Source organism: Paenibacillus solanacearum (assembly GCF_910593845.1).
Lineage (GTDB): Bacteria > Bacillota > Bacilli > Paenibacillales > NBRC-103111 > Paenibacillus_G > Paenibacillus_G solanacearum.
Map to the genome: position 1 here is coordinate 1 of NZ_CAJVAS010000048.1, position 12,703 is coordinate 12,703.

General features: G+C 51.6%; 14 protein-coding genes and 1 pseudogene. 6 read left to right on the forward strand and 9 right to left on the reverse strand.

What is annotated here, in order from left to right; genetic code table 11:
- Nucleotides 1-96 precede the first annotated feature (96 nt).
- Both KXG62_RS29110 and KXG62_RS29115 read right to left on the reverse strand, forming a co-directional pair.
- Nucleotides 97-255 (reverse strand): hypothetical protein, encoded by a 159-nt coding sequence (locus tag KXG62_RS29110; protein ID WP_218095523.1) that lies wholly within the window; start codon nt 253-255, stop codon nt 97-99.
- A gap of 21 nt (nt 256-276) precedes the next feature.
- Nucleotides 277-711: a DUF6526 family protein gene (locus tag KXG62_RS29115; RefSeq protein WP_218095524.1), complete on the reverse strand. Its 435-nt coding sequence runs from the start codon at nt 709-711 to the stop codon at nt 277-279.
- A 167-nt stretch (nt 712-878) separates the two neighbouring features.
- Here KXG62_RS29115 and KXG62_RS29120 point away from each other — a divergent pair, with 167 nt between their 5' ends.
- Nucleotides 879-1,469, forward strand: a complete 591-nt coding sequence (locus tag KXG62_RS29120; RefSeq protein WP_218095525.1) for a TetR/AcrR family transcriptional regulator — start codon at nt 879-881, stop codon at nt 1,467-1,469.
- A gap of 133 nt (nt 1,470-1,602) precedes the next feature.
- Nucleotides 1,603-2,343: a hypothetical protein gene (locus tag KXG62_RS29125; RefSeq protein WP_218095526.1), complete on the forward strand. Its 741-nt coding sequence runs from the start codon at nt 1,603-1,605 to the stop codon at nt 2,341-2,343.
- 63 nt (nt 2,344-2,406) lie between these two features.
- On the opposite strand, the gene KXG62_RS29130 is transcribed toward KXG62_RS29125, so the two are convergent.
- Nucleotides 2,407-3,936, reverse strand: a complete 1,530-nt coding sequence (locus KXG62_RS29130) for an extracellular solute-binding protein (protein WP_218095527.1) — start codon at nt 3,934-3,936, stop codon at nt 2,407-2,409.
- On the reverse strand, nt 3,917-4,336 hold the full coding sequence (locus tag KXG62_RS29135; protein ID WP_218095528.1) for a type 1 glutamine amidotransferase family protein: 420 nt from the start codon (nt 4,334-4,336) through the stop codon (nt 3,917-3,919). Before KXG62_RS29135 ends, KXG62_RS29130 begins: the two co-directional genes overlap by 20 nt.
- A gap of 188 nt (nt 4,337-4,524) precedes the next feature.
- Between KXG62_RS29135 and KXG62_RS34735 the strand changes: the two are divergent.
- From KXG62_RS34735 to KXG62_RS29145, 3 genes and pseudogenes are all read left to right on the forward strand, one after another.
- Nucleotides 4,525-4,983, forward strand: a pseudogene (locus tag KXG62_RS34735) (RNA polymerase sigma factor); the annotation flags it as partial.
- Nucleotides 4,984-5,568: 585 nt separating this feature from the next.
- The gene (locus tag KXG62_RS34250; protein WP_246627692.1) at nt 5,569-6,948 is read left to right on the forward strand and encodes an extracellular solute-binding protein; all 1,380 of its coding nucleotides are present in this window, start codon (nt 5,569-5,571) and stop codon (nt 6,946-6,948) included.
- A 40-nt stretch (nt 6,949-6,988) separates the two neighbouring features.
- Nucleotides 6,989-7,609, forward strand: coding sequence for a chloramphenicol phosphotransferase CPT family protein (locus KXG62_RS29145; RefSeq protein ID WP_218095530.1), 621 nt, complete (start codon nt 6,989-6,991; stop codon nt 7,607-7,609).
- A 56-nt stretch (nt 7,610-7,665) separates the two neighbouring features.
- Here the strand turns inward: KXG62_RS29145 and KXG62_RS29150 are convergent, their stop codons facing one another.
- Together KXG62_RS29150 and KXG62_RS29155 are read right to left on the reverse strand one after the other, a co-directional pair.
- The gene (locus tag KXG62_RS29150) at nt 7,666-8,856 is read right to left on the reverse strand and encodes a serine hydrolase domain-containing protein (protein ID WP_218095531.1); all 1,191 of its coding nucleotides are present in this window, start codon (nt 8,854-8,856) and stop codon (nt 7,666-7,668) included.
- A gap of 170 nt (nt 8,857-9,026) precedes the next feature.
- Nucleotides 9,027-9,533: a VOC family protein gene (locus KXG62_RS29155; RefSeq protein ID WP_218095532.1), complete on the reverse strand. Its 507-nt coding sequence runs from the start codon at nt 9,531-9,533 to the stop codon at nt 9,027-9,029.
- Between the two features lie 183 nt (nt 9,534-9,716).
- On the opposite strand from KXG62_RS29155, the gene KXG62_RS29160 reads away from it, so the two are divergent.
- Nucleotides 9,717-10,055, forward strand: a complete 339-nt coding sequence (locus tag KXG62_RS29160; RefSeq protein ID WP_218095533.1) for a DsrE family protein — start codon at nt 9,717-9,719, stop codon at nt 10,053-10,055.
- An 81-nt stretch (nt 10,056-10,136) separates the two neighbouring features.
- On the opposite strand, the gene yedF is transcribed toward KXG62_RS29160, so the two are convergent.
- The 3 genes from yedF to KXG62_RS29175 all read right to left on the reverse strand — a co-directional run bounded on the left by yedF (nt 10,137) and on the right by KXG62_RS29175 (nt 12,660).
- Nucleotides 10,137-10,406 (reverse strand): sulfurtransferase-like selenium metabolism protein YedF, encoded by a 270-nt coding sequence (gene yedF, locus KXG62_RS29165; protein ID WP_218095534.1) that lies wholly within the window; start codon nt 10,404-10,406, stop codon nt 10,137-10,139.
- Between the two features lies 1 nt (nt 10,407).
- The gene (gene yedE / locus KXG62_RS29170; protein ID WP_246627693.1) at nt 10,408-11,664 is read right to left on the reverse strand and encodes a selenium metabolism membrane protein YedE/FdhT; all 1,257 of its coding nucleotides are present in this window, start codon (nt 11,662-11,664) and stop codon (nt 10,408-10,410) included.
- Nucleotides 11,665-11,784: 120 nt separating this feature from the next.
- Nucleotides 11,785-12,660, reverse strand: a complete 876-nt coding sequence (locus KXG62_RS29175) for a hypothetical protein (protein WP_218095536.1) — start codon at nt 12,658-12,660, stop codon at nt 11,785-11,787.
- Nucleotides 12,661-12,703: the final 43 nt, after the last annotated feature.

Sequence of the window (12,703 nt, forward strand, 5' to 3'; positions counted from 1 at the left end):
ATACTTCATTTTGAGCGCCTCTTTCGTATGTGGGTTTTGTTCTTGCCGGAACGTTTCCCAGTATACAAGAGGGGCTTTTTGCGTTCAAAGCTCAAATTACTTCATTACAGGAATGGCTCCTTTTGCAAAGATTCGTTCGATTTCAGGCAGATGCTGCTCCCACACTTGCTGGCATGTATGATCGATATATTGTTGGACATAGGTTTTCAGCATTCCCATAGTCGTCCCTTTGAACGTTTCCGTTAAACTGCTCATTTGACACCTCCGTATTTAAGTTCAAACCCGATCATAATCGGCTCTCCATGTTTTAATCTCACGTTTAATGGCTTCGGGGGGAGTGCGATCATTAGCAGCCTTCTCACATTGAGACAAAAATTCATCATCCGAAGCGAAGCGCAGTGCGATTACTTGGTTCATCGTCAGACTGGGATCGAGCAGCTTGCCGGTTAATACGAAGTGTCGCAAGTTTTCCTCCGCACGAATCGCGCGATCCTGAGCCTTACATGCGAAAGTCCGGGAAAATATCATGGTCATGACCATCATGAGGGAAAGGGACACGAATAACAGTGGGGCAAACAGCGACACCGTGCTGCGTACCGAAATGAACAGATATACGACTGCAGCCGTCAACGTAATCAAACCGAGCGGCACGAGGAAAAAATGGAATCCCGGAATCAATCTTACGTAATTGCTGTAGTTTTGGGACTTCATGGGGGACACCTCCTTTCTCAAAAGTAGTAATGAGTGAGTGCACACTCAATATTATACACACGAACTCGTTCATCCCAGCAATTCATCGCTTGACTTTGAGTGAGTGCACACTCATAATGTGAGCATATACAGCTTTTCATGCCATGTCAATAGAGTGAGGGATGATCTTGGATTTAAAAAATAAAATTTCTGAAGCTGCCGAGCAAGTGTTATTAACGAACGGATTGGCCAAAACCACGACGAAGGAAATTGCCCGGGCGGCCGGCTGCTCTGAAGGATCGTTATATAATCATTTTCGCAACAAGGAGGATATATTTCTTCATGTGTTGCGGGGGCAGCTGAAACATTTGATGGGAACCTTATCCTCGCTGCCAAACCTTGTCGGTAAAGAACCGGTGCTTAAAAATTTGGAGCAGGTGTCTCTTGCGGCATTAGGGGATTTCAGCAATTCCATGTCTTTGATCTGTTCTATTTTCTCGGAACCGGATATTCTGCTTCGCCATCGAGAAGGATTTACGACAAGAAATGAAGGTCCTCACAGAGCAAATGAGGCTGTGGAAGCGTACTTGTTGAAAGAGAAACAGTACGGCAGAATCCCCGAGGAGATGGATCCGAGAGCCGCCGCGGATTTATTACTGGGCAGTTGCTTTCAACATGCGTTTCAGTTGAATTTCCTGGGTAAAGTCGAAACTAAAGAAGAGCAGACCGACTTTGTGAGCCGTGTATTGAAGACATTATTTCCAGTCGAAAGCACATAATGGGGCATATAAGACTAAGCCAACGTTAACGATAATTGTTCTTAAAATATAATAAGAATTAGCCTTCTATTTTCTTAAGATTAGCCTGATACATTGGTTAACAGGAGAATCCGAAATAGGAGGCGCATCCCCAATGAATGATCATGTAAAACGAGAATGGACTAACGAATTCGCTATAGGGTTTCCCGGTCGCTGGGTTGGAGGGATTTCTCTTATTGTAAGTCCCTTGCTTCTGCTGGTAGGCGTATTAATCCGCAGGCAGTTTCATTTCTTCTTTCCAGAGCAGCTTGCGGCCGTTCAGATGCATCCGATTCTAATGGCCGTGTCTTACAGCTGTTTTGCCGCGGGCAATCTGCTTTTGTGTCCTGCCGTCATTGTGCTTGCCGGGTTAATAGGGAGAAGGAAGCCCGGCTGGGCAATGTGGGGCGGAGTATTCACGATATTCGGATTGTTTGCCCGAACATTTCATTCCGGTGTTGACCATCTTGCTTTTCAATTAGTCCGAAATCAAAGCATTGAGCTTGCTACCGAGGTCGTTGCGAACTCCTATGGGGCGTTTCATATATTCTGTACTCTTAACCTCGCCATCATGATGGGTTGGATATTGCTCGCGGTCGGAGCCTTTCGTTCTGGTACACTTCATCCGCTCTCTTCTGTCGCTCTCGCTCTTATGGCTACTCTTCCGTTAGGTGTGCTCAAAGGCACTACACCGTTTTCCATGATAGCTATTACTGGACTTTGTATTTCATTTATTCCATTGGGCATCAAGATATTGCGTCATGGAGAGAAACCCGGCATTGGAAATATTCTCATCTGGTCCATACGTATTATATTGGTAGGAGGCATTTTCTTTTATTTCGGGCAGCAGGGCTGACCGCTTACAAGACTCGGCAGCCGGTCATTGATGATCCGTCTGCCGATTTGATATGGGGTTGACCTATGGAATTTGAGCTAGACGTTTATCCAGGCTGCTTGCAGCCTCAGTTAATCGCTTCTGAACAGCGGCAGGGGAATGTGCAGTCAATAGTGATTTGAACACGGTCGTCATATTAAGCATTTGCAGTTTAGGATTTCGATACATGCTAGGACTCACCGCGTAATTCAATTCCTCGTACATAACCTTCATACCCGCATCTTCTGTAAGCTTCCATTGTTGTATGGCTGCTTTGGAGGTCAGCATTTCCTGCTTGGCCCAGTCCCGCTGGAACCCGCTTTCCGGATTTAGAATGACATCCTTCATAAATTTCCATGCAAGCGGTTGTTGTTCGGAAGCTGCTGCGATGGACAGCGTGCTGATCGACACGGAGTTTGCCCTCACGCTGCTGGTTAGACGGGGAACGGATACAACGCCAACATTTTCGGCGTCCCAAGCTCTTAACAAAAAGGAGTAATTTAGAGCCTTCGATACGCCCATTCCGGCGTTACCGGTTCGAAGCTCCGTAAGCATGTCGTTATAGGGGCTGGAGGTTTGCTTGATGGCTTTGCTGTTATCCACGCCTGTGACCAAGCCGGCAACGGCTTCTGCAATTACAGGACTATCAAAATAACCGCTGAAGGTGCTGCCGTCAGGCGAAAGTAGGCTTTTCCCCTTACTATGGGCCAATGTTTCAAATAAGGAGAGTTCCATCGGCACGGCACTGCCGTAAATTTCCCTTCCTTGCACGGCATTGGCATCCTTCAGGAGAATGGAGGTGTTAAAGAACTGCTCCCAAGTCCAATCATCTGTAGGCTCCGGCAATCCGGCCACGCGGAACCAGCCTTTATGGTAAAAGACGACCATGGGGTCCGGTGTCATCGGAATCCCCGTTAATTTTCCATTCACAGTAGCAAAGTCAATCAACGGTTTGTATATATCATCCGTTGTCATGCCTTCGCTCTTGTAAAACGGCAGCAGATCGGCAAACGTCCCCTTGTGACTGAGTTCTGCATCGTAGGCGCCGAAAACAAGATCCATCGGTTGTTTTTCCTCCATCCGTTTAACCAGTGAGCTATGGTAGCTTTCTGACGGGAGAAAAACAAAGGTGATTTTTACTCCTTCATGGGCAGCTTCGAACAGCTTGGCATGCTTTTGAAATGTATTCATCCTGTTCACCCATGTGGTGGAGCTATTTTTGGGGAAGAGGATCGTTAATTCATGGGTCTGCGGGGGGTTCTCCGGTTTTTGAATTTTCGGCGTAGCTGTTCTAGTTTGCAGGTTAAATGTATCTCCTGCGGACAGGAAGTAAAATTTCTCACGCTTCCGGTCTTTGGACTTTTCATCATATATGGCAACCTTACTGTTTCCGACCACTTCAAACGTATCCCCCGAAACAACGATAGCCGTCCCCTCATCGATTCCAATACCGAGGAGCTCCGGATATTTTTCGATAACTTCAAGCAGATCAAACTCGCGGTTCCTAGCCAATAAATGCTGGTCAATAGCAACATTTTTGAGAAAGCCAAACCCTTCAAGATGGTCTCCGATCATAACGGTGTTTGAGCGGGTGCCGGCCGCCGACGATAAACACGCCCGCGGCTTTCTGGAGCGGCTCTACAAATTCATCCTGGTTGGCTGTGTTAGGGTCCCTCGTATGAAGTACAGTTACATCCGTAAATCCAGCATTATAAAAAGAGCGCAACGTTGGCCACGACTTTCCGAAATGTTCACCTTCATCCGCAGTCGGTATAACCACAATGGGTTTCGTCTTGTCATGAAACAGTTGGGCAAACCCCGTCACACTGCCAGTTCCGCCACCGTGAATATACAGCTTACCGTTGGAGCTCTTCGCGCTAGGTTTGATGAGCAGTGGTTTAGCGACGAATAAAGCAACCAGCAGAACACATATACAAGAAAACAACACCATAAGCAGTAACTGCTTTTTTTTCAAATCGACTCCCCCTCTTCTTGTAGTCTTCGGCTTCATCACCGATTGATTCACCTCCATGCCCATGTTAGACAAAATAAGTTGGGGGAAAGTCGCAAAGTGTATAAGGACTTTTCAGGAAATATAGCATCCTATAAGTGGTAAAATATGTTATATTTTAAGGGAGATATGAAGCGAGAGGAGTGGCTTGATTGACGAATGAGAAGCACCATGAGCCTCTGGAGCATCACTATGAACGGTTAAAAAAATACGTGATTCATAAAGTCGGAGAGGATCGGGCAGAGGACATCGTCCAGCAGGTTTTTCTCAAAGCGCACCAATCGCTTTCGGCGTTTAGGCATGAATCCGAACTATATACTTGGCTTTATAAAATTGCGCAGAACACCATAATAAATGAAGAAAAGCGGAGCTACCGTAAAAGGGAGCTGCCTGCGGATCGCGAAGAGATGTACCGTTTTGTTACGGCCGATTTTACAAGGGATGTTGATTTTCAGATTGATTTGGGGACGGCTATGAGACATTTGGATCCAATGGATCAAGACATCATATCCATGCGATTTGCAGTCGGATTGCCTTTTGCCGAAATATCATCCCAGCTGGAGTTAAATGAAAGCACAGTGAAGAATCGGTTATACCGGTGCATTGGGAAAATGAAAAACGTGCTTGAAGATTGGCACTCTCCTGAGCCATTATCTACAAAGCAATTGTTTATTATGGTGAATATGCTTGAAAGACAGAGGCATATGAAGCAAGACGATCAGGCTATGGACGATATTATGAATTTACTTCGAAAAAACTTTCAACGTGTTACAACGTTGCTTAATTATGTTCCGACGCAAAAGATTACTTATGAAGTGTATCCCAACATTGAATCGTTTCATAAGTCGCTTAAGAGACCTGTCGATATATGCGCGGACTCCTTTACGGGGGTAAATCGGGTAAGCATGGTTTCTCCCCTTAATCCGGGACCGACACGCTGCTATGAAGATGTGCTGCGCTCCGCCTTATATTTGTTTGGGTCAAAACTGGCCCAACAGCTCAATCCTCGTCTCCCTAGATGGCTATACGAAGGGGTAGGCGAATATATAGGGATGGAGAGACCTCGCGCGTGGGTAAAAAGATCGTTATCTGCTAGAATGCGATCGGATGAAATTCCTACATACAACGAAATTATGACGACCTTTAATGGAACATTTTCAAACGGTGTCCCGCGTCTTCATATCAGTTACACCTTGGTGGATTTTATTCATACCCGTTACGGGCTGCCACTGTTACAGCGTTTACTGCGGGAGCCGGAGGTTGAATCTGCTTTTCACAAAGACTTGGCGGAGCTGGAATCCGAGTGGAGACAATTCGTATGCGATAATTATTTGAGCCATACCATTACGACAGCCCCTGCGACGGGATCGGCAGAGGGGGCGGAGGAGCTTGTAATCCTGATCCCGACAGCATCGTCGGGTTCATTCAGAAATCGGGCGCAACTGTTTCAGAAGCACGCACAGCTGTTCGAGAAGGCGAACCCCGGCGTTATCGTTACCATTGAAACATTCGATCATTGGGGACGGGAGATGTATTTGCGAAGACGCTTGCAGAGGGGGGAGCCGGTCGATCTCGTGTTAAGCAATTTTTATGCTTCATTGGCGCAAGAAGGGGTATATGCCGATCTGCTTCCGTTCTATCAAGCGGATCGGATGACCACCGACGACCTGTACAAGACGCTGGCCGACATGACGACCGTTAATGGGAGGCTGACCGGCATTCCGATGTCGCCGCAGCCGCTGGTGCTTTTTTACAATAAAGAATGGTTCGATCAGATGGGCTTGGCTTATCCGAGCGGTGCGATGACTTGGCAGCAATATTTCGAAATTTCCAAGAAGCTGAAGACGGCTAATCGTGAAACCGGGAAGGCAGTCTACGGGAGCGTAACGCCGTTTGACATGCAGTTCCTCGAAACGGTTGCGCTCAGCAACGGACTTCAGGTAGTGTCGCCCGACGACACCACGCTGACCGGGTACATCGACGCCGAATCGGTCGCAGAGGCGTTGAAGGAGGTGCTCGATGGAATCAACAAAGGAACGAGCAGCAAGCTGGTATCGAACTCCATGATGCCGCCATTCGAGGAGCTTAAGAGCCATAATACAGGAATGGCAATCGGCCAGGCGGGGATGTATTTTTATTTGTCTAAGAGAAGGAGCGACTTCGGCGTGGCCGCCATCCCGAAGCCAGCCCACGGCGTTCAAGCGACTTCCTCCTATATCACCACGTTATCGATGATCGCAAGCTCGAATAAACAGCAGTTGGCCTGGAAGTTTATGAAGGATGTGATCCTTGACGGGAACAGCCCCTTTCATGAGGATTGGGGGAAGCTGGAGCTGCTTACCTCCAAAGCCGCCGTTCACAAGCTCGAACTACATCTGGACCCGGACATGAAAGTGCTGTACGAGCAGCTTGATTATGCCAATAAGCCTGTCTTGTACCGAAATCCCAGGATTAGAAAAATTAATCCATCCGATCTGCTGAGAAAGCTCGCCTCCTCGAAATCGAAGAAATCCATGCAGCGAGAGCTATCGGAAGCTGCGCTCCAGTTTGACGCTTATATGGAAACCTTAACGTGAAGCGGTGGGGTCAATTGAAATCATGAATGGAGGGAAATGCATGCCGCACGAAAATAAGCCCGGTCAAATCGTCATTCTCAATGGCAATCCGCGGGCTGGGAAGACCAGTATTGTCCATGCGATCCAGAATACGTTTGAGGAGGTATGGATGAACGTGGGGGGCAGTCTATTCAAGAAAATGACGCCTGAACGCTACCAGCCGGGGATCTCGCTTCGGCCTGGAGGGGAACGCCCCGACCTTGAGCCTCTCATTGTGACCTTGTATGAGGCGATGTATGAGTCCATTGCGGCACATAGCCGCTTAGGACTGAATGTCGTGGCGGATGTCTGGCACCACGACTCTTACTCTAGCCCTCGAGGAATTCTTCCCAGATGCGCCAGGATCCTGAGTGGATTGCCGGTTTTATTTGTGGGGGTGCGATGTCCGATAGAGGTTGTCATGCAGCGGCGGATCGCGACTTGGAATGCCGGCTACGAAGAAGACGGTTCCGTACCGAAGCCGGTGGGATTGTGGCAGCACGCTGTCCATGTGCCGGGCATTTACGACATGGAAGTGGATACTTCAATTCTTAGCCCCGAGGAGTGTGCCCGTCAGATCCGTCAGCGTCTCGAAGAGGGCCCGCCGTTCTCGGCTTTTCATAGTCATGAGGACATGATGTAGATGCAATCGTAGGACCAAGCCCCCATGACAGGCGGGCTTGGTCCTTGCATTATTAATTATTTGATGCCGAAAGCGGCCATGCCGATTTTGAGTCCAAGCACATTTTGATCGGGGCCTTTGGCATCGGTCGAGTTGACAGAGTAAACCACCTTGCGCTGCAAGTCACGGGTAGCGAACATGCCGTTGGCGTAGCCCGGTCTTGCTCCGGTCTTCCCCCAGAAGGTCATGCCGTTGATCTCGGTTCGCATCATGCCCATGCTCATTGTCGCCTGGCCGGCGTCCGCGCCGTCTTTACTCCATACAGGAACGTCCGGTACGGTGAACATATGCTCGAGTTCGTTCTTCGGCACGACTTCACCGCGAAATAAAGCGGTCATGAAGACATTCAGGTCATTGGTTGTTGAAATGATCTGCCCCGCCGCCCAAGTGAAGGACTGGCTCCCTTCGGTCACGTCTTCCAGTTCGACGCGATCCTCTCGCTGAATCGCTTGATAGCCCTTCGCATGTGTACCGATCATCCTCACGTCGCTTCCCGGCAAATACGTGTTGTACAGGCCCAGCGGCTGCAGGATTCGGGATTGGACCTCGACTTCGTACGGGTTACCGGTCACCTTTTCAATCAACAAGCCGGCAAGAACGTAATTGATGTTAGTGTAGTGCTGCCGGGTACCCGGTTCAAATTCCATCGGTTGTTGAAAGGCCAGCTCGGCGAGCTCTTGAGGCGTCCAATTTTTGTAGCGCATTTCTTCATCGCCGAGATGGTCCGGCAGTACGGGACTGGGAAGGCCGCTCGTGTAATTGAGCAGTTGTCCTACGAGTACCGGCGGAAACTCGGAGGGCAGCAGGCCGGGCAAATAGTGCTGAATCGGCTTGTTCAAATCGACCGTTTGCTCGGCAGCGAGCTGAAGCACAACGGCGGCGGTAAACACCTTCGTGATGCTGCCGATGCGGAATCGGCCATCCGCCCTTGCGGGGGCGTTGGATGCGATATCGGCCACGCCAGATGCTCCCATCCAGCTGTCTGTCGGGGTACCTACATAGACCAGAGCCGCCGTCGCCTTCGAGTTCGGCAGACCGGAGAGCACCTCACGCATCGTCCTGAGGTCGAGCGGGGGAAGAGAACTGACCGCGGCCGCATCAGCTGCATGAACACCGGGATTCTGCGCCGCCGCCGTAGCAGTGAAAGATCCTGCAAAAGTACTTACCGTTAGCATGACGGCAAGGATCGAACCGATCGTTTTTTTCATAAAATGAACGCTCCTCATCTCGTATATTCCTTGGTTCAAATATACGACGCGAGGAATTTTCAGGAAACGGACGGGAGTCGGGACATTCGCTAGGCTAAGGTCTAGTACACCGGCCCTATGTTCTTCTTGCCGCAGATATTCACCTTGACAGGGGTTCAAGCTTGCTCTGGTTACCCTTCATAAGCTCGGCGCAAAGCGTTCAAATCAATCTTCGTTTTCGTCTGCAGCAGTGCGTTCATCACGCGCTGCGATTGGGCCGAATCCGGGCCGCTGATCATCTCGCTCAAGTCCGCAGGAACGACTTGCCACGAGACGCCGAACTTATCCTTGAGCCAGCCGCACACTTTGGCTTTCTCATCCCCGCCCTCGCCAAGCTTCTCCCAATAGTAGTCGATCTCTTCCTGCGACTCGCAGTGGACGATAAACGAGATTGCCTCTGTAAATTGAAAGTGCGGCCCGCCGTTTAAGGCGACGAACGGCTGTCCCTCCAGCTGGAATTCGACGGTCATGACGCTTCCCTCCGGAATCCCGTGGACTTCGCTCCGCTCCGACTTTCCGTAGCGGGTAATTCTGCCGATCTGGGCATCGTTAAAGATCGATACGTAATGCCTCGCCGCCGCTTCAGCCTGCGAGTCGAACCAGAGGTTCGGAGTGATTTTATGAATCTTCGATTTCATGCGGACATCTCCTTTTTCGCGAATCGTGTTTTTTTTGGAATCCACAGCTGTAGCTTCATGTTAACAAAAAACGCGGTCAGCGGTTTCTTATGCATTGCGGATTTAGGACACGACGGGAATCGGCGAAATGAAGCGGTTTCTGATACAATACAAGGGGACAAACCAATCCAAGGAGGCGTTACGATGCGCAATAAAGTCATTTTGCTGAGCACGGACAGCTGGGGGAAGGGCGACGGAGAGCTGGGACAGACGATTCTGGAATCGTTCTTTACGATTTTGAAGCAGGAAGAGGGAAAGCCGGCCGCTATCTTTTGCATGCATCGCGGGGTGCTGGCCCTTACGGATGCATCCGTCGCTTCGCTGCATCTGAAGGAAATTCAGGAGCAGGGTGTGCCGGTTCTCGCCTGCAAAACATGCGCCGATTATTACGAGGTGACGGACAAGCTGTACGCCGGGGAAATCTCGACCATGAAGCGTTTCATCGAGCTGTCCGCCGAGCACGAAGTATTTACGATTTCCTAGTCAATGGATGCGTTCAGGCGCAACCAAAACAAAGCCCTCCGGCTCCGCTTATACAAGCGAGACCGGAGGGTTTGTCACTGCCTATGGCTTTAATATATAAAAGCGGATCGTCGGTCCGTCCGTCACCGGCTCGCCGAGCAGCACGTACCCGGCCCGCCGCGCTTCTTCCGGCACAGCGTGGAACGCTTGAGGACAGTCGGCGATGACCTCCAATATTTCTCCCTTGCGCAGCTGCTCCATCGCATCCAGGCTGTAGACGACGGGGTAAGGGCAAGGCTCGCCTTCCAGATTGAGCGTCATCGTCGGCTGAATCTGTTCGAGCTTGAAGTCTTCCGTTCGAAGCGGGTTCATGTTAAGCCATCTCCTTTCTTGCTACGCCGGCTTTCATCAGCACGGTTTGACCTTTGCGGTCCGCCTTGTAACGGACGCGCTTCTCCCAATACAGAGCGAATACATAGAACGCGAGCATCAGGCCGATCGTGGTGGCAATCGCTCCGCCCCAGCCCCATTCCGAGACGAGATTGTATTTCGGATAGCCTTCCACCAGTGTCGCGTATAACGACCAGTGATCCCAGCCCCACGCCAGCAGTCCGGCGCCCGCGATATTGCCCGCGCCTACCACGACATATTGCATCTGGCCTTCCATCGCGCGGTACATCCAGCCGGTCTCGCAGCCTCCGGCAATGACGATACCGATGCCGAACAGCAGCCCGCCGATCAGCGCGCCCGGACTGGCCCACATGATTTTTTGCGGGACGCCCAGCGAAATGATGACGGCGGTGCACAGCGTCGCGGCGATAATGCCGATTGAGAGCGCCTTGGCCATCGTAGCACGTCCCGTGACCCACAAGTCGCGGAAGGCGGACGTGAAGCAGATTTGTCCGCGCTGGATCAGCAGGCCGAAGGCGACCCCGAACAGGCCGGCCAACGCCAGCTTCGGTTTACCCGCGGCGAACTCTACGGCAACCAAGACGACGGCCACCGCGAGCACGACGAGTCCGATCCACGGCTGGAGCTTCGGCGTCGTGGAGACCATCGGACGCGGCCCGTGTGCGGCTTTCTCCAGCCGCGGCTTGCCCAGCAGCAGCGGGTGCAGCACCACCTTCACGCCGATCCATGTGCCGATGCCCATCCCGAGCATGAACAGCCACGCATGGAACGAGAATTGCGGGATGCCGGTGAAAAAGGACGCGAGGTTGCAGCCCATCGCAAGGCGCGCGCCGAATCCGGCGATGATGCCGCCGACGAAGCCCTGCGCCAGTCTGCGCTTTTGCTTCGGAAGGCGCAGCTTGAATTGACCGGCCAGCAGCGCGCTGAGCAGGGCGCCGAGGAACATGCCGGTGACGACCCATCCGTCGATCCGGTCGATGGGACTGCCCTCCAGATGCATAATTTGTTCAATGTACGTAAGCTTGTGGGGATCGACTCCGAGCCACTCCATCCCATGGCCGGCAAATCGGGTAAATTCGCCCGTAACCGCCCAAAACGTGCCCGTGACGCCAAAGTAGAGCGCACTCAGCACACCCGCGATGACGGTGACCAGCATCGGGTTCCAAAACCGTCCGAACAGCTTCCGGCGAAGCTCGGGTATCAGGTGAAACAGATTCAAGCCCATTCTCCTCCTTTGGGATAATGAAAACCAAGTCCTATTGTAGCAAAATTTATTCGGAATAGGGGCTGGAAAAAATAAAAAAACGGAAGCATGCCGGCGCATACTCCCGTTTGTAATTCAAGCTTCCGCTTTTTGAATTTTGGCCGGATTGTTGATTTTGTAAGGCACAGGATGCTTGGTCAGCTTCTTGGCGACCACCTTCGCTTCGAACGTAATCGTATCGCCGACGGTGAGCTCCAGCTTCTTCAGCGTGTTGCTGTAGCTGGACCACGCGGCGCCGAGCTCGAGGGCAGGCTCGGCGATGGCAACGGCCTCGTAGACGATCACCTCGTCGTCGGTTTCGGTGAAATGGTTCGGCACGCTCGTAAACTGCTGCACGGTCGCGGTCATCTTGACCTTCTCCTCGGGCAGCTCGATTTTCGCCGCTTTGCCTTTCTTCGCTTTCTCCTTCGGCGGCTGCTCCGCCGCCGGCTTGTCCACCGCGGGCTGCTCCGCTGCCGGTGCCGCAGTATGCTGATCGGCAGACGCATCGTCAGCATTGGCTGCGGCCTTGGCTTGCGTAACGGATGGAGCCGCCTCTTCGCTCGCGTCCGAGTCCCCGGTTTCCGGCGCAGCTTCCATCACGCCCCCCGAGCCTCCGGTCGTCGCCGCGGCTGCTTCCATCCCGGCGTCCGCTTCGGCTGTTTCCGGTACAGCCGATTCCTCGGCCGCGGTCCCGACCCGCTGCCCATAGCTGGCCGCCTGCATCTCCTTCAGATACGACGGGTGGATGCAATGCTTCTGCCCGTTCTCCAGTTCAATGACCGCTGTCATTTGGTCGGCATAGCCGACAATGGAGCAGGTCAACTGGAGGCTGCCCCGCTTGTAATAAAATGGCTTCATCTTCGCCGCCTTCTCAGACAATAAGCCCCATTCCTTGCACTTGTCGATCTGCGCCGTTTCGTCTTCAAAGGCGCTATACGTAATGGGCTCGATCGTAAACGCATATCCCATGTGTGTTCCACCTTTCATTGCGGTTACGAACATTTTATCATGT

Coding starts and splice junctions, on each gene's coding strand:
- KXG62_RS29110 (WP_218095523.1), bottom strand. CDS start 255: ATGAGCAGTTTAACGGAAACGTTCAAAGGGACGACTATGGGAATGCTG.
- KXG62_RS29115 (WP_218095524.1), bottom strand. CDS start 711: ATGAAGTCCCAAAACTACAGCAATTACGTAAGATTGATTCCGGGATTC.
- KXG62_RS29125 (WP_218095526.1), top strand. CDS start 1,603: ATGAATGATCATGTAAAACGAGAATGGACTAACGAATTCGCTATAGGG.
- KXG62_RS29130 (WP_218095527.1), bottom strand. CDS start 3,936: ATGATCGGAGACCATCTTGAAGGGTTTGGCTTTCTCAAAAATGTTGCT.
- KXG62_RS29145 (WP_218095530.1), top strand. CDS start 6,989: ATGCCGCACGAAAATAAGCCCGGTCAAATCGTCATTCTCAATGGCAAT.
- KXG62_RS29150 (WP_218095531.1), bottom strand. CDS start 8,856: ATGAAAAAAACGATCGGTTCGATCCTTGCCGTCATGCTAACGGTAAGT.
- KXG62_RS29155 (WP_218095532.1), bottom strand. CDS start 9,533: ATGAAATCGAAGATTCATAAAATCACTCCGAACCTCTGGTTCGACTCG.
- KXG62_RS29160 (WP_218095533.1), top strand. CDS start 9,717: ATGCGCAATAAAGTCATTTTGCTGAGCACGGACAGCTGGGGGAAGGGC.
- yedF (WP_218095534.1), bottom strand. CDS start 10,406: ATGAACCCGCTTCGAACGGAAGACTTCAAGCTCGAACAGATTCAGCCG.
- KXG62_RS29175 (WP_218095536.1), bottom strand. CDS start 12,660: ATGGGATATGCGTTTACGATCGAGCCCATTACGTATAGCGCCTTTGAA.